This window comes from Photobacterium proteolyticum, assembly GCF_001939735.1.
GTDB classification, from domain to species: domain Bacteria; phylum Pseudomonadota; class Gammaproteobacteria; order Enterobacterales; family Vibrionaceae; genus Photobacterium; species Photobacterium proteolyticum.
This window is the reverse complement of sequence record NZ_MJIL01000075.1, coordinates 147,414-168,880: the sequence shown is the minus strand read 5'-3', so window position 1 is coordinate 168,880 and position 21,467 is coordinate 147,414. Positions and strand designations below refer to the sequence as shown.

The 21,467-nt window shown below is 47.4% G+C and carries 18 protein-coding genes and 2 pseudogenes; 9 read left to right on the top strand and 11 right to left on the bottom strand.

Annotation, left to right across the window (positions count from 1 at the left end; all coding sequences use genetic code 11):
• Nucleotides 1-20 precede the first annotated feature (20 nt).
• The 4 genes and pseudogenes from BIT28_RS13715 to BIT28_RS13695 all read right to left on the bottom strand — a co-directional run.
• Nucleotides 21-477 (bottom strand): annotated as a pseudogene (locus BIT28_RS13715) (IS6 family transposase); the annotation flags it as partial.
• 245 nt (nt 478-722) lie between these two features.
• Nucleotides 723-1,143 (bottom strand): annotated as a pseudogene (locus BIT28_RS29955) (IS6 family transposase); the annotation flags it as partial.
• A 186-nt stretch (nt 1,144-1,329) separates the two neighbouring features.
• Nucleotides 1,330-1,863 carry an NADPH-dependent FMN reductase gene (locus BIT28_RS13700; protein ID WP_075764580.1) on the bottom strand — a complete coding sequence of 178 codons (534 nt, stop codon included), beginning with the start codon at nt 1,861-1,863 and terminating at the stop codon, nt 1,330-1,332.
• A gap of 277 nt (nt 1,864-2,140) precedes the next feature.
• Nucleotides 2,141-3,295 (bottom strand): hypothetical protein, encoded by a 1,155-nt coding sequence (locus tag BIT28_RS13695; protein WP_075764578.1) that lies wholly within the window; start codon nt 3,293-3,295, stop codon nt 2,141-2,143.
• Nucleotides 3,296-3,777: 482 nt separating this feature from the next.
• On the opposite strand from BIT28_RS13695, the gene BIT28_RS13690 reads away from it, so the two are divergent.
• Genes BIT28_RS13690 through BIT28_RS13675 form a run of 4 tightly spaced genes read left to right on the top strand, consistent with a single transcriptional unit; the run spans nt 3,778 to nt 6,861 of the window.
• On the top strand, nt 3,778-4,584 hold the full coding sequence (locus BIT28_RS13690; protein WP_075764576.1) for a hypothetical protein: 807 nt from the start codon (nt 3,778-3,780) through the stop codon (nt 4,582-4,584).
• An 18-nt stretch (nt 4,585-4,602) separates the two neighbouring features.
• Complete coding sequence (locus tag BIT28_RS13685; protein WP_075764574.1) at nt 4,603-4,872, top strand: hypothetical protein; 270 nt, start codon at nt 4,603-4,605, stop codon at nt 4,870-4,872.
• An 11-nt stretch (nt 4,873-4,883) separates the two neighbouring features.
• Nucleotides 4,884-5,828 carry an HprK-related kinase A gene (locus BIT28_RS13680; RefSeq protein WP_075764572.1) on the top strand — a complete coding sequence of 315 codons (945 nt, stop codon included), beginning with the start codon at nt 4,884-4,886 and terminating at the stop codon, nt 5,826-5,828.
• On the top strand, nt 5,752-6,861 hold the full coding sequence (locus tag BIT28_RS13675) for a nucleotidyltransferase family protein (protein ID WP_083651843.1): 1,110 nt from the start codon (nt 5,752-5,754) through the stop codon (nt 6,859-6,861). The genes BIT28_RS13680 and BIT28_RS13675 overlap by 77 nt, the downstream gene beginning before the upstream one ends.
• Here the strand turns inward: BIT28_RS13675 and BIT28_RS13670 are convergent.
• Nucleotides 6,858-7,259: a VanZ family protein gene (locus BIT28_RS13670; protein WP_075764568.1), complete on the bottom strand. Its 402-nt coding sequence runs from the start codon at nt 7,257-7,259 to the stop codon at nt 6,858-6,860. The genes BIT28_RS13675 and BIT28_RS13670 overlap by 4 nt on opposite strands.
• Nucleotides 7,260-7,496: 237 nt before the next feature.
• Here BIT28_RS13670 and BIT28_RS13665 point away from each other — a divergent pair, with 237 nt between their 5' ends.
• Nucleotides 7,497-8,603, top strand: coding sequence for a GNAT family N-acetyltransferase (locus BIT28_RS13665; RefSeq protein WP_175577528.1), 1,107 nt, complete (start codon nt 7,497-7,499; stop codon nt 8,601-8,603).
• Here BIT28_RS13665 and BIT28_RS13660 read toward each other — a convergent pair.
• A complete protein-coding gene (locus BIT28_RS13660; protein ID WP_075764564.1) occupies nt 8,575-9,936 on the bottom strand; it encodes a chondroitinase-B domain-containing protein in 1,362 nt (453 codons plus the stop codon). The genes BIT28_RS13665 and BIT28_RS13660 overlap by 29 nt on opposite strands.
• Nucleotides 9,937-10,180: 244 nt before the next feature.
• Between BIT28_RS13660 and BIT28_RS13655 the strand changes: the two genes are divergently transcribed.
• From BIT28_RS13655 to BIT28_RS13645, 3 genes are all read left to right on the top strand, one after another.
• Complete coding sequence (locus BIT28_RS13655; RefSeq protein ID WP_075764562.1) at nt 10,181-11,137, top strand: polysaccharide deacetylase family protein; 957 nt, start codon at nt 10,181-10,183, stop codon at nt 11,135-11,137.
• 46 nt (nt 11,138-11,183) lie between these two features.
• Nucleotides 11,184-12,665 (top strand): oligosaccharide flippase family protein, encoded by a 1,482-nt coding sequence (locus tag BIT28_RS13650; RefSeq protein ID WP_075764560.1) that lies wholly within the window; start codon nt 11,184-11,186, stop codon nt 12,663-12,665.
• A 168-nt stretch (nt 12,666-12,833) separates the two neighbouring features.
• Nucleotides 12,834-14,171 carry a putative O-glycosylation ligase, exosortase A system-associated gene (locus BIT28_RS13645; RefSeq protein WP_075764558.1) on the top strand — a complete coding sequence of 446 codons (1,338 nt, stop codon included), beginning with the start codon at nt 12,834-12,836 and terminating at the stop codon, nt 14,169-14,171.
• Here BIT28_RS13645 and BIT28_RS13640 read toward each other — a convergent pair.
• From BIT28_RS13640 to BIT28_RS13620, 5 genes are read right to left on the bottom strand one after another with little or no spacing between them, the layout of a single operon-like run.
• A complete protein-coding gene (locus BIT28_RS13640; protein ID WP_075764556.1) occupies nt 14,168-15,334 on the bottom strand; it encodes an XrtA/PEP-CTERM system-associated ATPase in 1,167 nt (388 codons plus the stop codon). The genes BIT28_RS13645 and BIT28_RS13640 overlap by 4 nt on opposite strands.
• A gap of 2 nt (nt 15,335-15,336) precedes the next feature.
• On the bottom strand, nt 15,337-16,794 hold the full coding sequence (locus tag BIT28_RS13635) for a TIGR03016 family PEP-CTERM system-associated outer membrane protein (protein WP_075764554.1): 1,458 nt from the start codon (nt 16,792-16,794) through the stop codon (nt 15,337-15,339).
• Nucleotides 16,766-17,680: an XrtA-associated tyrosine autokinase gene (locus tag BIT28_RS13630; protein WP_075764552.1), complete on the bottom strand. Its 915-nt coding sequence runs from the start codon at nt 17,678-17,680 to the stop codon at nt 16,766-16,768. The genes BIT28_RS13635 and BIT28_RS13630 overlap by 29 nt, the downstream gene beginning before the upstream one ends.
• Nucleotides 17,677-19,236, bottom strand: a complete 1,560-nt coding sequence (locus tag BIT28_RS13625) for an XrtA system polysaccharide chain length determinant (RefSeq protein ID WP_075764550.1) — start codon at nt 19,234-19,236, stop codon at nt 17,677-17,679. Before BIT28_RS13625 ends, BIT28_RS13630 begins: the two co-directional genes overlap by 4 nt.
• Before the next feature lie 11 nt (nt 19,237-19,247).
• A complete protein-coding gene (locus BIT28_RS13620; RefSeq protein ID WP_075764699.1) occupies nt 19,248-19,892 on the bottom strand; it encodes an XrtA/PEP-CTERM system exopolysaccharide export protein in 645 nt (214 codons plus the stop codon).
• A gap of 183 nt (nt 19,893-20,075) precedes the next feature.
• Here BIT28_RS13620 and BIT28_RS13615 point away from each other — a divergent pair, with 183 nt between their 5' ends.
• Nucleotides 20,076-21,467 (top strand): TIGR03013 family XrtA/PEP-CTERM system glycosyltransferase, encoded by a 1,392-nt coding sequence (locus BIT28_RS13615; protein ID WP_075764548.1) that lies wholly within the window; start codon nt 20,076-20,078, stop codon nt 21,465-21,467.

Genomic DNA, 21,467 nt, shown 5'->3' with positions numbered 1-21,467 from the left:
TCCGATCGCAGCCGTCCCTACTTCTTCAGACGGGTAATCGAATTGGAGGATGAAGTATGTTTGTCGGTTTTTTAACGTTTTAGGCTGATTGACTAAGTCGTAAATCTCAGGCATCGCCTAAGAAACGGATAAGCGGATTCTTTATTACGCTTGTGAGAGAAAGAAATCCAGCTTATCGCCTTGTTTGTTGATAACCCGGTACAGATAATGCCATTTTCCTTTCACCTTGAAGCAGGTTTCATCAAGTAGCCACGAAGAGTCAGTCCGGATGCATTGATGGCGACGTAACTTCTTGCGTAATGCCGGGGCATATTCAATGAACCAACGATAAATGGTCGAACGATTAATTGAAACTCCTCGCTCTGCCAGCATGCCGCTGAGGTTGGCGTAACTCACTGGCGTCGAACCATACTAGCTAATGCACAAAAGAATGATCTCGGGGGCAAAGTGCCTCCATTTGAATTCGGGGTTAGTCATTGAGCCGCTAGATTAGGTGAGGAAAGAAGAAATTTTAATCCTTGGATGAATTTTTTGCCACAGAGCCGGCATCACGCCCCTGCTTGTCTGCAACCTGCTCAGTGACTTTCTTCGCGATTACTGCCATAAGCAGAGTATCAACTACATCGACGGAAGCCGGTTATGCACGCATTGTCGATAGCGGCCTCTATATTTTGCTTCAGGGCAAAATGGTCAACCCCCAGCAACCCCACGCCCCGAAAATGAGCACTTGCACCACTCTTCTCTATCATCACTTTTTTAGGTAAGCCGTTATGGCCTATCACCTTGTTGAATAACGCGCGAGAAGCCTTCTCATCCCGTTGACCAAACAGTAAAGAAATCAATGATATTGCCGTATTTATCAACAGCCCGATAGTAATACTTTCACTGACCTTTGGCGTTTATGTATGTCTCGTCCATCCGCCACGAAGAGGCTATAGGCTTCTTTCTTCGACGTGCCCGATGATCCAGTAATGGTGCATATTTGATGATCCACCGATTGATGGTTGAGTGATCAACATGGATACCTCGCTCAACCATGATATCTTTGATTTCACGGTAGCTGAGTTTATAAGAAACGTAATAACGAACAACCTGGAGGATGATATTTGAAGGAAAATGACGGCCAGAAAAGTTGATAGCCATAATGCTAAAGGAAATGAGTGCTGACGGAGATCATAACTCAGCACTCCTGTTTACGACCAAACAATGCATCAGCGTAATCAGTTTACAATGACATTACTTGCCAGTTAGACTGGCCAAATTTCTATCCATAAGCCTGTTACTGGGCCCAAGTTTGTTGTGAACACTAAGGGGCTGGTTCTGGTTTGGTTACTTCAAGTGATTCAAATGGCTGACCGCATCTTTGAGCTGTTCGTTTAGCTCATCATGCCGCAGAATTTGCTTGTCGGCATCGAAGTTATCGTAAAAGCTGGGGATCGACAGGCTGGCTTTGACGATACCGTCGAAATAGGGAGCAGATTGTACCGCTGCTGCCAGAACGCTGGCACCGCCCATCGAGCCCGGTGAGGTGGCAAGCAGCACCATCGGTTTATTTTGAAAAACTTTGGGCTCGATGCGTGAGCACCAGTCAAAGATGTTCTTGTAACCGACGGCATACGATCCGTTATGCTCGGCAAATGAGATCAGTACGCCGTCGCTGTTGCCGATTTTGGCCAGAAAATCTTTAGCCAGCTGAGGGTGGCCAAGCTCATCTTCTTTGTCCTGGCTGTAGAGCGGTAATTCGTAATCGTTGAGATCCAATATTTCAACTTGTACTTTGTCCAGCAGCTGGCTGGCATAATGAATGAGCTGTTTGTTGATTGATTTATTGTGGGTGCTTGCAGCAAAAGCAATAATCTTCATGCTTATCTCTCCTCATGACTGAAGGCCAAGCGTTGTTGTTGTGCTTTTGATGAGAATTCAATCTTCTGAGTGTAGCAACTTTCCTTTGGCTTATAAGAAGAGAATACTGGCTACCAGGTTGCTGGCCGGGAGGGTTGGGTAGATTTCAGGAAGCCCGCAGCGGGGCACTAGGAATGAGGATAATTGAGGCTGTATCGATGAGGAAAGGCTGCGGGTGATAGCGGACCCATATTGGATCCGCTAGTCACAACGCAGAACCGTGAAACTTATGCCGGTATTAAAGACCGATGCTCGGTAGGGCCGGGAAGGCACCAAGCCCGTAGTCTGAACGGCTGTCATAAATATTGTTGTTTTGTTCAATATTATGCTCGGCCTTGTCATTAAACGGGGTACCGATGATGTCGTTGCCGGTGATGGAAATTTGGAACGAGCCACTGCCTGAAGGTAGGCCCAGCAAGACATTGCCTTTCGCTCTTTCCATCAGGATGATGTTATTGGTCAGCTCGACAGACTGGGGAACGCCTTGATCGACACCTTCCATACCAAATCCGATCACCTGGTAGTTAGCAGTATTTGGCCCTTGCTCAAGCATGCTGTTTCTGATGGTCAGTTTTCCACCGTTGGAAATATCAACCAGTCGACTGTCATTACTGTCGAGTGATGCAATCTCACTGTACTCGATCAGGGTTTCCTTGGCCCGGGATTTGATTTCATGGCCGTTATCTTTTGACTTGTAGAATTTGCTGTAACGAATCTCCAGGCGCTCATTGGCACTGTATACGGCATGGGCGAGTCCGCCTTTACCCAGATTTTCGAAAGTGCTGTACTCAATGATCAGGCTGCCGGTGTCTTTGGCAGTCAGGATCCCCTGTTCGCTGTCATGGAAATAAACGCCGCTTAGGTGAAGATCCTTGCCTTCCTGTCGGATACAGGCACCGTTTTCGTTTGGAACACTGACGCCGCTACATTCAATGTTCTCCATGCTGACGCTGTCACCGGCGATAACAAAGGTCCCCTTGTTCTGAACCTGCGCCCCCTTGAAGTGTGTGCCGTCACTGCCTACCAGTTTGACGTTGTCAGCTCGAATGGTCATTCCTTGTGTAAAGATGCCGCTGCCAAACTGCACCAGACTATTGTTTTGAATTGCGCTTTCGGCTTGGCTTATGGAGGAGTAAGTTTTGCCGTCAACGACAATGACCGCATCCTCGACGGGTGGGACAGGTGTTGTCGGTTGTTCTGGGATAACGGTGCCTGGATTACTAGGGGTGCCAGTACCAGGAGTTGTCGGTGTGCCTTCGTTAGGGATACTCGGAGTACCACTTGATTGTCCTGAGTCGGCTCCTGATGGAGAGGTTGAACCTGAGCCACATGCAGAGAGAAGCAATACGCAAGCTAGTGCGCCGGTTTTTATTGTAAGGTTATGATATTTCATTGTTTTTCACGTTGCTGCTGTTATTGACAGGAAGCATTGTGGAGAAAAAAACGGCGCCTTTTGTCAGCTTTTTGTCATGATTTGAGCCCCTCTAAAGCGTAAAAAAGCAACAAAATAGGCAAGGTATTGTGATCGTGGAAATTTATTAATGTTGAGAATTTGAGTTAAAAAACTCAAAGTGTGATCTGATCTGCTAATGGGGCGTGCTGGTGAGATGACTAACGTTGTCAGCGAGAATGAGAACAAACCTTCCCATATCGCTATAACGTTTTGATTCAGAAAGTCTGTTATTAGCAGAGCAGGCAATAGAGTGAAAAGAGACAATGATATGACACGTTAAGTCTCTAAATTTGGGCACATTAATGGGTATTTCTTCAAAGTAAATAAACTTGCAAGGCCTACCAATATGAACTTTACTTTTCTTGTACGTTTATGTGGTAGAAGTTTGACCCGTTGATCAGATTGTGGTGTTAGGGGCTATTATGAATCAAGACAAGTCGGCTATTCATGACGATAGTGGGCAGGAAAGCAATTCTGCCGATAATGACGTCGATCGATCTGCAACGGAAGGTAAGTCCCGTTTTTCCCGTCGTCGCTTCTTGCACACCTCTGCGGCTATTTCACCGGTACTGTTTTCGCTGAAAAGCCATGCCAGTTGGGGCAGTGGAGCGGGAGGGCAAAATTGCTCAATTATGGTGTCGGGTAATGCATCTAACCCACAGCTGTGCAGTTATGACGCTGTTGATCCGCAGCGTTGGAGTCAAGTGATCAGAAGCCGACAGGGAGATAACACTTATCCGCTCAGGCAGGCCTTAAATAATGGTCAGATAAGCGGCAGTACGTACTTTAACCAGTTGTTCCTCAGCCCCTTTTACCACTGGCAGACGGTTCCTCTTAAAGGTTGGAAATTTAAGCTTAGCGTTCAGCAGACCAGTGATGTACGCATCAAGCATGTGCTTGGTGCTCATGGTGGTGGCCAGTTCAGGCTGGCGCTGACTTTTGAGCCTACCGAGTCGAGTGGCTCAGGTGAAGCGCTCGAGGTGTCTTTGCGTCCCAGACACTTTCACCAGGTGCTGGTGGCGGCCTACCTGAATGCTTTTTTTTCTACCAGTGTGATTCGCTACCCTTACAATACCCGGCAAGTTGAAAGTGCCGTGATTGAAACGATCATGGTATTAGCGTCCAAACTGGCCGATGAGCTTAATAGCCATGCCAGTGTTAATGAGCGATCGCCTGCCATCAAGAAAGCCTTTGCGGATCTCATCAGTCAGCTGCAGCTCTGGAGCTGACTGATAATAGGGAGGCACATGCCGAACACTCTGCCTGAACATATTGTGCTTAATCGTGAGTTTTCTATAGCGCTCTGTACCTTCAAGCATCAATCACGCAGTGTTATCTACAGTCCGTTTACGTCTGAGTCGATGCTTTGCGATATCTCTGTCGTGACCTTGCTTGAGCGGCTTGGAGATGCGGGTAGCCATGCTGATGAAATCGATCTTTTTATGAGTAAGCACCCCCAACCCGCACCGGGCGTTATTGAGCAATTGCTCGCAATGCAGATCCTATTGCCCAGCTGAGGACCCGCAAGATGTTCTCTTTAACGAAGTGGTACTATTTGAAAAGCGGCCCGTTCATTACCGAGGTCAGGACATCTATTCCAAGTGTTCAGCGTTACTTGCAAACCCATTATCAAGGTGCGCTGTTGGATGCCTCGAACTCACATTTTGTCGATTTTAATGTCTCCATCATGCCGGGGACATTAGCTCGTCGCTGGATAAAGCCCCAGGCGCGGTTTTATTTTAACGGTGGCGAGCCCTTTAAGCCACTTCCGCTCAATCAGGCCCCGGCAATGCTGGAGTGGGGCATGAACTGGCTGATCACCAACCATGCGCACCAGTATTTGATTATTCATGCTGCTACCTTGGAGAAAAACGGTAAGGGGATCATGATTTCGGCCCCTTCGGGGGCCGGAAAAAGTACTCTCTGTGCTTACCTGGTTTCACAGGGGTGGCGATTGCTCTCGGATGAGCTGGCGCTAATTTGCCCTGAGACCAGGCAACTGTACGGCTTGGCACGGCCGATGAATTTAAAAAATGCAGCCATTGATCTGGCGCGAGATTTTTTTCCAGCGACGAGCTTTAGTGAGGAGATCGCTGATACTTCGAAAGGCAAAGTGTGCTTGGTAAAGCCGCCGGCATCCAGCGTGGCGAATGCCCATATCAGTGTGCCGATATCGCTTATTGTATTTGTTAAGTATTCGCCAAACGAGCCGTGTTATGTCGAGGAGGTTGAAAAGTGCGAAGCTCTGATGGAGCTGATCAACAATAGTTTCAATTTTGGTTTGTTGAACCGGGTGGGATTTGCCTGTGCCAAACAGGTTGTCCAGGATACGGATGTAATATACATAGAATATAACCAGCTAGCAGATTGCGAAGCTGCAATCAGGGATGGGATAGATGAAAAAAATAACGGCGGTAAAACTGGTCGATATTCTTCGAAGCCCCGCTCTTTTGCTTTCCATGGACCCTCGTAAGCTGTCGCAAATTGTTGCTGAGGCCCGGTTTTACAATATGCTGGCACAGCTTAAATGGTTGTGTGACGAGGCTGATATCTGGTTTGATCTTCCGGTTGAATTTCAGCGGCATGTGTTGTCAGCTCAATACTCGTATACCAACCAAATCAGGTTGCTGGAACAGGAACATACTCATATTAGTCAGCTGTTCAATCAACTCGGTGTGCATTGGGTGTATTTGAAGGGAGCGGCCTACCAGCTTTCGGGGCTGGGCAGTTTGCAGGGCCGGATCATGAGTGACATTGATATTTTGGTTCCTCAGGCACAGATCGAAACCGCCGAGCAGGTGTTGATAGCACATGGTTGGCTGCATAAAAAAATGACGGACTATGACGATAAGTTTTACCGGGACTATTCACAGGAAATCCCTCCGTTACAACACTTTGAACGGCAGACTGAGCTGGATGTGCATTTTAATATTCTGCCGTCAGTGCTACGTCACGGCCCAGATCCTGCAGCCTTGCATAGCCACACCCGGCCACTTCCCGACAATAGCGGTGCTCAGGTGCTTAGTCCAGAGGCCATGGTTCTCCATAGTGCGATACACCTTTTTTATGAGAGTGAGTTTCATAAAGGGGTGAGAGATCTTTTTGATATTTTTCAGCTAATTCGGTGCTTTAGTCAGCAATCGGATTTTTGGGATAGGCTCATTCAGTTGCAGCACTCAATTGGGAGCGGTGAGTGTATGTATTTTGCGCTTCGTTATTGCCGCCTGTTTTTCCGTCTTGATGTTCCGAACGAGGTGGTGAGTTTCTATGAACAGTTTAAACCCAACCCATTTCTCTTCCGCTTGCTCGATCCGGCTTTTACCAAGGTGTTCAGCTCGGTATTTCCGCTTCATCATGAATTTGGTGATCAATGGCTTTTGTTTGTGCTCTATTTCAGAGGCCATTTGAAGCGCTTGCCGATTTCAAAGCTGGTGCCTCATTTGATCAGAAAAGGGTTGTACCGACTCAACCCGATGAAGAAAGACGAGTCTGAGCTGATGATTTAGTGGCTGCGCCTCGCCTGGCAGATTTGATAAACCAGCATGGTCAAGTAGCCCAGGATCACTCCTACAGTGTTGGCGATGATATCCTGCAGCGAGGCTTCCCGGTTGAGAGTCAGTGTGATTTGGAGGTATTCCAGCGCCACGCCGTGCAATATCAGCAAAAGCAGCAAGCTACTCGCCAGCCATCGGCGCTGGCTGACTCGGGACATCGCCAACAGTGCCAGCAGGGCATACAGCCAATAGGCCGCAATATGAAGCAGCTTGTCGAGGTGTGGTATTTTATATTGCTTGAGGTCGGTGAGGTCTCCCTCTCCCTGGCCGGGTATGAGCGAGACATAGGTGATGAAAAGGCAGTAGCAGGCCAGTGCTAACCAGGGAAGAGGGAAGCGCTCAACAAGCATTGACTGTCGCCCCGAGGCTCCTTTTTCCAGGCAGTAAATTGTTTGTCAGTTTCATACGCGCTCCAGAGGGTCAAAAAAGTTCATCGTTCTTATAATAGCCAGCCGGGCAATATTTGAACGATTTTAATTTCTTGTCCTTGCCACTTACTGGTGAGCTTGCTGCTATGCTTATGTTGAATAAAAGGTATTTTAGTCTTATTGATGAGGCAGTTCTCCATGGAGCTTGGAAATGATTCTGTGCAATGTGACGTTTTTTATAATCCTGACAGAGAGAAACTTGCCAAAGCGTGGCAACAGCTAGAGGCTCGGTCCCGGCCGAATTTTTTCCTGTCTTGGTTGTGGATTGGTACATGGTTAGAGTGCTGCGTTGATGACTGCTACCTTGTCGAAGCCCGGACGGGAAAGGAGGTTGTCGGGCTGGGGATCCTAGTTGCTAAAAAAAGCCGACTGCCCTTTGACTCGAGGCAGAGCTATTTTCTGCACCAGACTGGGGATCCTGAACAAGATCAATTATGTATTGAGTACAATGATTTTCTGTTGCTGCCGGCATATGCCGAAAAAGCGCGTACCACGATGTTATCGAAAATTTTCCTGTCACTGGTCGGTAATGGTGCCTTGGTAATAGGAGCCTGCCAGAAAGGTCTGTTTAATAGCGCTCTGAGGCTAGGGGCTGAAAGCCGGTGTGTCTGGGACTCGGTGGCCTATAAGCTCGATCTCAATCGGCTTCGGGCGGATGATATGTCACTGGAGCAGAGCCTGTCGCGAAGTGGCCGGTATCAGATAAAGCGAAGCCTGAAAAGGTATGAGCGCCAAGGCAAGATAACTATTACCACAGCCACGACGACAGATGAGGCATTAGCCATGTTTGCCGATGCCGAGCCTTTCCATATTGCACGTTGGGGAGCCCTGCCCGGCCAGAGTGGATTTACCAACCCCAAGTTCAAACACTTTCACCATACTTTGATTCGACGAGGGGCCGAGAGCGGAGAAGTGGTGCTTCATACTCTTTGCGCCGGTGATGAGCCGATTGGGGTTATCTACAACTTCCACTACGACAACCAGGTGTACTTTTACCTGAGTGCGCTGAACTATAACCTGCAGGACAAGCATTTAAAGCCGGGGTTGACGGCACATTACCTGCTTATCAACCAGGCGTTGTCAAAGGGGATGGAAGGTTATGACTTCATGGCCGGGGTGACCCGCTATAAGCAGACATTTGCCAATAGCGAGTCGCCTGTTGCCACCTATCACTATCAACAGCCTCATCTGGCGCTGAAGGTTGAAGATTCTCTGCGAAGATTCAAGCGTCGGATAACTAGCGGAAACAGTCCTTCTCCGCTTTGAATGGACCCCTGAACTTGTCGTCGAGGCTAAGGCGATTGCCGCAAAAGTCCTTGTTTTCATGATCTGGAAGCAGCTGGTAGGGCTTCGCGCCCGAATGAAGCTGCTGACTGATCTGCTCTGTTTGAATGGAAAAGTTGCCGTTCTTTGGCGAGAGGAACCAGCTTTCAATGTCTTCCTTGCCAAACCAAAAGCGTCGGGCGCTGATCAAGTTGGCTTCTGATTCTGCTTGGCCTCTATCTCTCTGCTTGATGTTGCCGCTTAAAATATTGTTGGCGATATAGGCATTAGATTGGGGATAGCGGATATCGATACCCTGAGTATCGTACAGGGCATTGTTGCTAACCGTCGACTGTCTGCCTTTGTTTATATAAATACCGGCGTCATTACAGCGAGTGACAATGTTGTTACGAACAACGGCTCCGGTGGTTTCAGTGTCACTCTCTCCCCGGCGGTGCTGTTGTGCCATACCGCCTCCGCCCAATGACAAACCTATTCGGTAGCCGGGAAACTGCTGGCTGGTGGAATTGCAGATGACGAGGTTGTTCTCGATTGTCCCTTGAGTTGCTCCCCCCTTGATGAAGGCACCATAGCTGATTTGGTTGCCTCCGAGCTTAATAAAGTCGCGGATAATGTTTCTGCTGATCAGCCAGTTGTTGCCATGATCGACATTAATAGGGGTGACGGGGTTGTCGACTTTTCTGGGGACCGTGAAAAAGAAGTGGTTATGGCGAATTATGCCGTGATCAGGAAAAGCCTCTCGGTCTCGGTTGACCTTAATCGCTGCATTAAAGTCAATAAATTCATTATGTTCGATAAGGGTGTGGCTGGCATTACCTACAACATGGATAGCATGCTCGCAGCGCGATTGGTTTATACACTTGCCTATAAAGCGCAGACCCGATATTCGCCAATAGGGTTGATTGAGGTAGAGCCCTTCAAGACTATCCAGCTCTATCGTGGCTTTCCCCGGCTCCAGGGCGCGTAAGGAGATCGGCTGCCTTTTCGTCGGGGTTGTATTCGTTGTCCGGAGACGCTTGCTATGTATCCGGTAGGTGCCGTTTCCTAGGATGATTTGCTGGCCCGGCAATACGTTTTTTAACGCTTTAATCAGTGCTTGTTGGTCTGAAATGAGCAATGCATTGTCAGGTAATTGAAGCCTGGCGGGGGCTTGTTTCCAATTGGGGCCGACAGTCGGCCAGCGATGCTCTTGCGATGGATAGCTATTAAATAGGTTAGGCTGTGACAGGGCAGGTTTTGGGGGCGCAAGAAAGAACATAAACATTCCCCCCAGGGTGATAAGAGAGCGCCGGTTGGTAAAGGCAAAATAGCTCATGAACGTCCCACTTAAGTAGTTGTTGCGAACAAGCATGTTGGATCTGGTTACTAGTAGTGAGTATAGGTAGGCGATGACAACAATGTTCTACAACACATTAAATATGTTTTGCACTTTCATAGACAGTGCTTACCTTGGTGTGTGATTTTTTTGTTGTAACTTGGTTAAAATTTATGTGCTGTGCCATTATCTATAGGAAGAAAAATTTGACGTAGATAACAATAATTGAATTTGGAGGCATGCTATGGCCAACAGGCTTGCTGTAGTTATCCACGCAGAAGAAGAGTTCGACTGGAGTAAAGGGCCCAAGGTGGCAAATCAGTCGGTGACTCACCATAAAGAGTTAATGGTACTGATTGATAAACTGCTGGATGCAGAAGCGAAAGTAACGCTGGCTATGGACTATCCTTTCATCTCTAGTGAGGAAGGTGCTTCCGTTATCGAGAGATATCGCGGATTGGCAGATAGTAATATTGAGTTTGCCGCCCACTTGCACCCATGGGTGAATCCGCCTCATGAGGAACTTGAGCAAGATGGCTCCGTCACCGGGGTAAACACTTATCCTGGAAATTTACCGAAAGATCAGGAATACAGAAAGCTGGAGAACTTGACGAACCGGATAGAGGAAGTTGTAGGAGTTCGTCCTGTTACGTATCTGGCTGGCAGATACGGTATCGGGAGTAATACGGCGAGTAGCCTTGCAAAGCTAGGTTACAAGGTTGATCTTAGCATCAGCGCCTATTGTGATTTTTCCCACCAGAATGGTCCTGATTTTAGTCGGTACGGGAATAAGATTTTTTCGAAGGATGGCCTGATTTATTTTCCTCATACCAGCTCGGTATTATCGGCTTTGCCTGTATTTCAGCATTATGCCAACAGGCATTCGGCTGTGTTTACCGAATGGCAAAAAAGCCTGCTTAAAAAAGTTATCGGAAAATGCCTGAGAATGCGTCGGTACCGACTCTCTCCCGAAGGGGTTACCCTTAGGGAAATGCAGCAACTGATCTATTCCCAGCAGAAAATTGGTCAGCGTGATTTTATCTTGTCGCTTCACTCTCCCAGTGTGAAGCCGGCACTGACTACCTATACCCGTGATGAGACGGAAACAGCGCGGCTGGTATCGGATACCCGGGATTTTGTCCGTTGGTTTATTGATGAGTTGGGCGGACAGCCAATGCTACCCAAGCAGTTGGCATTATAGGTTAGTCATTGTGTATGGATAGGGAAGCCATGCCAGGTAGTTCAAGATGAATAAACAATATAACAGAGCATTAATTGCCGGCGCTAAATGGGCAATGATAGCCACCTGGTATAATCGAATACTGGGGTTGGTCAGCACGTTAATATTAGCGAGACTGCTCACCCCTGCCGATTTTGGGATTGTTGCCATCTCGTCTTTTTTTATTTTTCTTTTTCTGGCCTTTACCTCAGTCGGCACCAATCGGATTGTGATCCTGGAAGATGAGATCTCTACGGAGAGGCTTAACAGTATTTGGTCGCTGAACTTGGTGCTCCGGATTGCCTGTGCCTGTCTGCTCTTTCTGTCTGCTCCCTTGATAGCATCCTATACCAACGAGGAACGGGTCGAGCTGGTGATTCGGGTAGTTGCTATTATTCCGTTTCTCATGGCTTTTCGGAATATTGGTTTAGAGGTGTTTGAAAAGCAGCTTAATTTTAAGACCACCACCATCATTAGTATCGTTGCCAAAACAATGGGGACTGTCTGTTCTATCGCGATTGCCATTATATGGCAAAATTACTGGGCTATGATCATCGCCGTCATCCTCAGTAACATTATTGAGGTGGTGATTGGCTATCGAGTCTGTAGCTATCGACCCGGGTGGTCTACCAAGTATTGGCGAAAACAGTGGCATGTTTCCAAGTGGTTGTATTTGACCACCATTTCTGGTTATTTGCGCTCTCGTACAGACGTGATGATTTTAAGTAACCATTTAAATAGCCAAACATTTGGTATTTATAGTTTCGCTCAGGAGCTCGCCTGGTTACCTTTCTCGGATGTCATTGAGCCACTTAACCGAGGTTCTTTTGCTGTCTTGTCTAAGTTGAAAAACGACCATCAGGCTTTTTGTCAAAGTGTCTACCAGCAACTGGCTGTACTGATGCTTGTGGTAATGCCCTGTGCTTTTGGTGTTAGCGTTATTAGCGAACCATTTGTCACCGTTATTCTGGGCCAGCAATGGTTGGAGGCCATTCCTGTGATGAGTAACCTTGCGGGGCTAATGGTTGTGATGACAATTTATATGCCTCTAACGGTCATTCTGACGATTATGAACAAGATGCATATTTTGTTTGTTGCCGATGTGATTATTGTCGCTCTCATTGCATTGATGCTTTATCTGTCGATGGGCAACTCTATAGAACATATCTCCTTTAATCGTCTAATGATTGGACTGTTTTTCTTGCTATTTATGGTTGGAATATATTCTGCAGTGGTAGGGCTTAATTATATTCGCTTGTTGTCTATTTTATTGCTCCCTTTATCTTGCTCCTGGCTGATGTATGGCGCTGTCGATTTGATAATGAGCTTCTTTAATAATGATTTATATAAGCTGATAGTAGGTATTACTTTCGGCGCTTTCATTTATACCGTCGCAATGGCTTTTAGTACCTTCGTACTGAAGCATCGAGTCAATGAATTTCAGGTGATTGTCGGCCAGCTAAAAAAGCATGCAAGCTTGCGTTTAGGGATGATGCGTAGCGTTACGTAATATTTGTTTTCTATGTGTTCTTTGAGCACATTTTGGAGAAGAGGTGATGGAGTCATTATTATTCGTAATATGTTTGGTAATGCTTGTTTACAGATGTCGCCAGTCACTAAAGTGTGATGATCTCGATGAGATAAAAAACAAGAAGCAGCCCGGGCAGCGAGGAAAGCAATGAGAGATATTGTTTTTCTGGTGGTCTCTGCCTACTTAGTCTTTCTTTCTCTCAAGAAACCCTATGTTGCCATTTCTCTCTGGCTTTGGGTTGGCCTGTTCGTGCCTGTTCACTGGCTTTATGGTATGGCACAGGGTATTAGTTTTAACAGTATTTTTGCCTTTACAGCACTGGTTGGCTATTTGTTCCAAAGCAATAAGAAGAAACTCGATATGACTTTGGGGCTAACTTGCGTGGTTCTTTTTTGGCTTCATACCAGCCTTACAAGCCTTTTAACAATTGGTATACCTGATCTCGTGTGGGATGAATGGCTCAAGTTAAGCAAAAAACTCTTGCTTGTGATGATGATTATATTGTGTGTAAGGAAAAAAAATGAACTGGAGCTACTGTGCTGGGTCATCGTATTGTCGATTGGGTTCCTTGGTGTCGTGGAAAGCCTGAAGTTCATCGTAACGGGAGGCGGGCATAAGATTGTCGGACCTCAGGGACACCTGCTGTCGGATAATAACCATTTTGCGGTTGCACTGTGTATGCTCATTCCTATTAATATGTTTCTTATTCAGGTGACGAGTAGCAGGTGGCTGAAAATAGGGCTTATCGGTATTTTATGCCTGTGTATTATTGCCGTTCTCGGGACTCACTCCCGGGGTGGGTTTATCGGGCTGCTGGTGGTGGGAGGGTATTACTGGTTCCGTTCTAACCATAAGTTTCTTGTAACCTCCGGAATTCTGATAGTGACAGCGATTGCGGCTCTCTACCTTTCCCAGGATTGGTACAGCAGAATGAATACCATAGAAACAGCAACGGAAGACAATTCCTTCATTACCAGATTGAATTCATGGAAAGTCCATACGTTGCTGGCTATGGACCGGCCGTTGCTGGGTGGTGGGTTCAAAACGGGTTCCTACGGCTATATCTGGCAAGAAAAAGCCCAAGAGTTCGATAAGCTGGATTTTATTGATACGCCGCTTCCTACTGATGATTCTGGCTGGGCTGCCCATAGTATTTACTTTCAGGTTTTGGGCGACCATGGTGCGCTTGGACTGGTTATTTACCTCACGATGATGGCTAGTTGTTTTTTCAGACTCGGCTGGGTGGCAAACATTACAGGCTCCTTGGGTGAAGCGCACCGATGGAGAGCGCACCTCGCCAGAATGCTTCAGTTAACCATTATTGCCTATGGAACGGCTGGTGCCGCAGTGTCTTTGGCGTACTTAGAATTTTTCTGGGCAATTATAGGAATTTCGATAAGTTTAATTATATCGACTCGGCATCTTGTTGATGAAAAGAGCGACGGCAAACGACTGCCATTTGCCAGCATATGGCCACGGCATTAGTTCCGTTTGGCCATCAGCTCTTTGCACCAATATCGATCCTGTAGCGCCAGGCAGCGTTCTTCATTTCCTAATTGGCGATCATTGTTCCCTTCTCCTTCCAATATTGTCTCGTCATGAAGCTTTGCCCCCTGGGCAGAAAGCGTTTTCCTCTTTTCAGTTAAGAGCTTGTCTAAGTGGCGAATCGTGGCGACTTTCCTTTCGATAACACTATCGAGAATCTCAGAAACGGCGTGGAGCGTATGGGTTGCTTGGCAATCCGAGCTATCTGCCGCTGCTGCTGATGAGTGATTGTTAGAGCTGTTATCAGGCGTGCCGCTGGGGTCGTTCAAGGTGTTGTTTACCATCATCGAGCCGGATAACTCACCTTGCATCTCCTCAAGTACCTGATGGACATCACCCGCTTTCAGTACGGTGAGGTCTTCCAGGTAGGCATACAGGAACAGCCTGTCGACAAGGATATTGATTTTTCTCGGTACACCCTGAGTGTATTGGGTAATGATACCGAAGCTCTCCTGGCTAAGGGCTGGCTTGCCTTGCCAGCCGACTTGGTTAAGGCGGTGGAGGATATAATGTTCAGTCTGCTCGCTATCAAAGGGGGTGAGATGGCAGGAGGCAATAATTCGCTGCCTGAACTGCTCCATTTCAGGGAGTTCGATGATACCTTTGAGCTCTTCCTGGCCGAGAAGAAAACTTTGAATAAGCGGTTTGTCGTCAAGCTGGAAATTAGACAGCATTCTTAGCTCTTCGACGGTTTCCGGTGGAAGGTTTTGTGCCTCGTCGACCAGCAACAGCGCCCGTCGCTGCTGTTGGTGCAAGGTGAGTAGATATTGCTCCAGCCTTTTGAGTATTTCAGCCTTGCCCAACCCTTCAACGGGGATCCCAAACTTGGCGGCGACCAGCCTGACAAGCTCTTCGGGAGTCAGCCGGGTGGTTGCAATTTGTATGGCGACAATCGAGTCGTCCAGCGAGGCCACTAAATTTCTGGCGATTGTCGTTTTCCCGGTACCGATAGGCCCGGTAATGACAATGAACCCTTCCCCCTGCGATAGCCCGTATTTTAAATAGGAAGTCGCCTTTTCATGATGCGGGCTCGAAAAGAAAAAACGTGGGTCCGGGCTCAGTTTAAAAGGCTTATCCGACAGGCCAAAATGTGATTCATACATAGCTATAGTTGCATCCTTATATCGATAAAAATCCGGGTTTCATCGTAGCTATTGGAAGCAAATGACGACGACTTGTTGTTGTGCTCGACCCCGAAGGTGCTTGAAAGGTGTTTGTTAAATTCATACTGCCCCTCAAGTTCGTAGATTCGGTAATAATCGTTCTGGGTCGGGCGGGTGCGGCTAATAAACTGGTAATAGTCATAATCGAAGCGGCCAGCCAGGCTAAATCGGCGTGAAAGGCGATGGCGGACCGCAATACCGATACCGTCAACTTCATCGTTCTGCTCATCGGCTGTGGCGTTGAGCGCCTCCCGTTCATCATGGAAAAGACTGAATTCATAATCGGTTCTTCGGCCCTTTAATACCGTCGACCATTCAAGCCGTCGGCTAAGAGAAATTTCCTCGACAGTGGAGCCTGAGGAAAACAAGTCGCGATCAAAGCTGACGGCTTCCTCGGTATAGCGGATACTGTTGGTTATACGCCTAGAGCGGTGAGACAACAAAAACTCATAGGCATCACCATAGAAGCGTTTGTCATAGGAGGCTAGCAACCGGGTTCTTGGCGTCGGGTTGATATGGACTGCGCCGGCCCAGAAGTCGCTATTGTTATCGTCTTCCGAGAAGTTGTAGCTGAGCTCGAGATATGAACGTTTGGTCCAGAAATACTTAACGCCGGGCCCCCAGCTGAGTGTATCGGCGCTGTCGGCATCAGACGTGCCTTCATAGTCTTCGTAGTTGAACCGGATCAAGGGGACCCAGCCTGACAGCGTCTGAAGGCCAAGCTCCTGACTGAACAAGGTAATGGCCGTGTCGTCATCGTTATCCTTGCTCTCTTTGTACTGGTAGGAACCGTCAATTTGCCAGAACAGCTTTTTCACGCTTGCCCCGTTGGCTAACGAGAACTCCGCGCCATAACCGTTGTAGTTGCCGATATCATCTTCGTTGTTGACGATATCGGTAAAGGCTCTGGCTGTCAGGTCCACTTTGCTGCGCGGATTGGAGCGATAACTCACCCCCAGGCTGGCATCTTTGTTTTCAATGGTGTCGCCGGAGAAAATATCGGCGTTGGCGTTTTGATCGTCCGCCCGGGCAATATTTTCGATTGATGCGGCGGCATCGACCCGAAAGCCTGTGCGCTTTATCCCCTTATCAGCTGTGAAAGCGAGAGTCTGGTAGGTTTCATTGTCGGTTGAGTCGTGGCTGTAGAATAGCTGGTTGAGCTCATAGTCGAGATCAATACTGCCGCCGGCACCTTGAATGTCGGTAGAAATACCGGCACTCAGATCCGAGATCAGACTTCCCTGCCGTCCTTCCGCTACCCGGTTAACGTTGTCGGTATAGGTAAATCCGCCACTGGCAAAGGGGGATAATTCGACATCTGCTGCCTGAGTGTAAGCGGCTACCAAGGCCACGCTGTACCATAGCCAGTGCTTATGATTGGCTCTCTTTGTTATAGTCATACCCATATCCATACTCATATTGACTATATGCACCCTGCATGGCTTTGTTGACAATAAATCCTATTGCCATATTTTTGTTGAGCTCTGAAATGGCACTCTCTACGTCAGCCATTTTGGTTTTGCCGTGCTCGACGACAATCATGGCCTGGCCGAGCAACTTTGACACAGTAATGGTTTCTTCAACGCCCAGCATCGGCGGACAATCAAACAACACGACCCGGTCGGGATAGCGGGTCGCCAGCTCCTGGGTCAGCGAGACCATTTTGTCACTGGCTAACAATTCGTTGCTCAAATGGTGGGAAGTACCGGCCGGTAAGATGCGCAGGTTCGGAATAGAGGTTTGATAGATCACGTCAGATAGCGAGCCGACATCGCCCAGCAGAAAGTCAATTAACCCGGGTCTGTTATCGACATCGAGATCCAGGACCTTGCCGATAGATGGCTTAAGCACATCGGCATCGACCAGCAATACAGTTTTGTCTTTCTCTGAGGCAAGGCTTAATGCCAGGTTTACGCTGGTGAATGTCTTTCCTTCAGAGGGACGCGAGCTAGAGACCATAACCAGGTTGCCGTTTTCATGGTGGGAGGCAGCTGGTCCAAACGCATTGTGAATGATTTTCCGTTTGATAGAACGATATTCATTGGTGATCTGCGGGTTGGCTTTGTTATTGGTGTGCGACACCATGCCATTTTGCTCCAGCCTGTCGGTATCAATGGATAACACAGGCGTAATTTGAGGCTGGTGATCAGCCTCCGTTGTTTGTTGGGGCTGCGTTGGCGCCGGAATAGGCGTGTTGATGTTTGATTGCTCTGCCATAGCCTGGCTAATAAGGCTTGGTTTTGCCGTTTTTTGCTGCTTTTGCAGTGCTTTTTCAATGATACTCATAGATATTCAATCTTCTGGATAATACTAGAATGAACGGCAGGCGTTGAATTGATGGCAAGAAATCCGATATAGAAGGCAACCAAGACGACGCAGATAAATGAGAAGTACCAAAATTTACGTTTTTCTTTGGCAAGCAGCCCGGAACCTTCAGTGAGCGAGACTGAACCAAAAACAGGCAGGTTTGTATGCCGGTAAAGTTGTACGGAAGATACGACCACCGGTGAGATCTGGCTGGCGACAAAAGCGATCCCCCCGCCAGTGCCCAATGCAAAAACCAACACTGCGGTGAGTAGCAACGGTCGCAAGGGGCCGGAAGGAGCCTCGGGGATCAGTGGTGGCTCAATCACCCGAAAGGTAATTTCGTCTGAGCTGGCATCAACACTTTTCGATATCAGCGCAGCTTCTCGGCGAGAAAGCAAATCTTCGTATTTCGATTTGGTGATATCGTAGTTACGCATGAGGCTGGTTAGCTGCGCCTCGACTTGAGGTAGCTGCTCCAGCTTTTCTGCCAGCAGGTTGTGTTTTTCGACCTGGTTGGCTTCGCGAACCTTCAGTGAGGCAAGCTGGTTTTCCAGCTGGCTGATATTGAGCTTGATATCTTGCAGTACGGCATTGGAATAGGCAGTTGCCGTCGAGGCCCGTTGTTGTGATCCTTGTTGTAGTTGCTTCAGATCGGCGATCTGACGGCGGGTTTCTACCACATCCGGGTGTCTGTCGGTGAAGCGAAAGAGTAGCTCGTCAAGACGAGTCTCGAGTGTGCCCAGGCGTATGTCGTACTCGGTACTGATATTGGCCATCTGCTGAACGGCGAGCGCCGTCTCGTCACTGAGCTGTTTCCGGGCAGTGGCAAGCTGGATATCTGTTTCCAGAATGGTCAGCCGGGTATCTTCAAGTTCATCCTTGAGCGTTTGCAGGCGCCGGTAGTAGTTTTGCTCAGAGCCAGGCATATAGCCGGTGTTAAAACGCTTAAAATCAGCTAGTTGCACTTCGGCTTCAATCAGCCGGCTTTCATATTCTTTTAGTTGACCAATAAGAAATTTGTTTGCCTTATCAGTGTCCTGGCGCTTTTGCCCAACGGTATTCTCGATGAAGACGTCAATGGCGGCCTGGACCACCTTCTGGGTGTAATAGGGATCCGAACCCGAATAGTTGATAGTAAACAGGTTTTCTTCGCCAGCCGATTTAAAGGACAGGTTCTTTTTTAACTTCGCAACGCGTTGGGCAATTACTTCACGCATGACAACGCTGTCTTCAATCTCAGTTTCGCCATCGGTAAAGCGTGCAATTTTTTCGAGGTTTGGGCGGCTTAGCAAGGTTTTGCTCATCAGTGCCAGTTCTTGCGATGGGTCGGTATCCACCGCAATGCCCCGTAGCAAGGGCTGGAGAATAGACTCCGTATCAGCATACACCCGGGCCTCGGAGCTGTATTGATTCGGCATCAGGGTGACCGCTATCCAGCCGAGCGGACAGATCACCCACAGTGAAATGGCTATCCACTGGCGTTGGAGCCATATCCCGCGTAAATACTGTACCAGGAGGTCGAATTGTTCTTTCATGTTGTTCGCTCCTAGAACCAGGCTTCAGGGATAATGATGATATCGCCGGGCAGAATATCGATATTGGCCTGGATATCACCGTCCCTGATGAGATCGCCCATTCTCAAACCAAACTGGCGCTGCTGACCGTTAATGACCCGGATCAAGCGGGCATCATTACCGTCGGCATATTCTGTTAAGCCCCCGACGGCGACCATGACATCCAGCAGCGTCATGTTTTCACGGTAGTTAATAGCCTTGGGGCGAGAAGCTTCGCCGATGACTCGGACCTGCTCGCTGTAGGGGCCGATAAAATCCTCGACAATAACGGTAACAATCGGGTCACGGACATAGGCTGCCAGACGTGATTCAATACTGCGCGCGAGCTCGGTAGGGGTTCTGCCGGAAGCGTCAATATCGTCCACAAGCGAGGTAGAAAGTTTACCGTCTGGTCTTACTGTAAAGGTGCCTGATATTTCGGGGTTCCCCCACACGAAAATATTCAAGCTATCACCTGGGCCAATTAAATAACTGTAATCATTTATATTTCTGGTTAATGAAGGGTGAGTAGTCGCTGAAGGTAAAGTTTGCAAGTTTGAAGGTGAACATCCTGCTAATAAAGCGCCAATAATAAGTGCAGCAAGTAGCGATATATAGCATTTCCCTTTTTGTTTCATAAACATACCCATCCTGCGTATTATGACATGTTTGCTAAGTCTATTTTCTACAGTGTAGTTGAATAATTTTGTTTAACTTATTTAACTATATAATACTTTTTTATGGTGCAGCTTTTTAATTATGTACAATAATCATGTATAGCAATAAAACGGATTGTTATATAAGAGGTCGGGAACACCCATATGCGATATCATGATTTAAACAAAAGCAATACAGTCTTAATAGTGACTGACTTTATTGTTGCCTTTACTGTGTTTGCGTTAGGTTTAAGTCTCACTGAAGAGTATTATTCTGTTAGTTTGCCGAATATTGGCGAATCACTGTATTTTGTTCAGCTCTTTCTGTTCTCATGCACATTACAATTAGCTACGTTAGCCGTAGGTTTATATAACGAGAAGCTAAGGGCGACGAATAAAGGCATTGCTATTAGAATCATGGTGGCAATAGGCCTCGCTTACATCATGTCTTCATTTATATACCTCTTTATACCTGTTTCTTCATTTCCACTATTAGTGTGTGAATTATTATATCTTCTTGCTGCCGCGGGGTTGTTGGTTAGTCGCCACATTGCCCGCTCAACCGATTATACCAACTTCAATCGCAGAAGAGTGGTTGTACTCGGGGCGGGTGAAAGGGCGAGTTTGATTAACTCCTGTATGAAAAGGCGGGCTGATCGGGTTAACTTTGATTTGGTTGGTTATATTCCCATAAATGGCGATAGTCGCGATATAACATCAACGGTTCCGAGAGTAGAAATAATGACATCGCTGGATGATTATATTACCGATAATAATATTGATGAAATTATTATTGGTGCTGATGAAAGGCGTGGCAACCTTCCGACGGATATGTTATTTAACTGTAAGCTTAAAGGTGTGCTAATCACTGATATTATTGATTTTATTGAACGTGAAACCGGGCAGGTAGCAGTCAGCCATATCAACCCTTCATGGGTGATTTATAATGTTAAACCTTCGGGTAATATTGTAGAAAGGCTCAGTGGGTGGATGTTTAACTGTATTATTTCTTCATTTGTCCTGTTACTCACCTGGCCGTTGATTATTATTGCTACATTGTTCATTAAGATTGAGGATGGCGTTTTTTCACCAGTGCTTTATTCCCAGAAGCGGGTGGGAAGACAGGGAAAAGTTTTTTCTATCTATAAATTTCGTAGCATGAAAGTGAATGCCGAAGAAAATGGCGCACAGATGTCGTTTAAATCTGATAAGCGAATTACCAAGGTGGGAGCCTTTCTTCGAAAATACCGTATTGATGAGTTACCGCAGCTATATAACGTGATTAAAGGAGATATGAGTTTTGTCGGCCCAAGGCCCGAACGACCTGAGTTTTGTCAGCAATTTGATGGAAGCATCCCTTATTACAGTCAGCGCCATGATGTGAAGCCGGGGCTGACAGGTTGGGCGCAGCTGAAATATCCCTACGGCGACAGCCTTGATGATGCTACCGAGAAACTGAAGTTTGATCTCTACTACATCAAGCACCGGAGTTTCATGCTCGATGTGCTGATTTTGATTAGAACATCCGAAATTATTCTGTTCGGAAAAGGAAGGTAG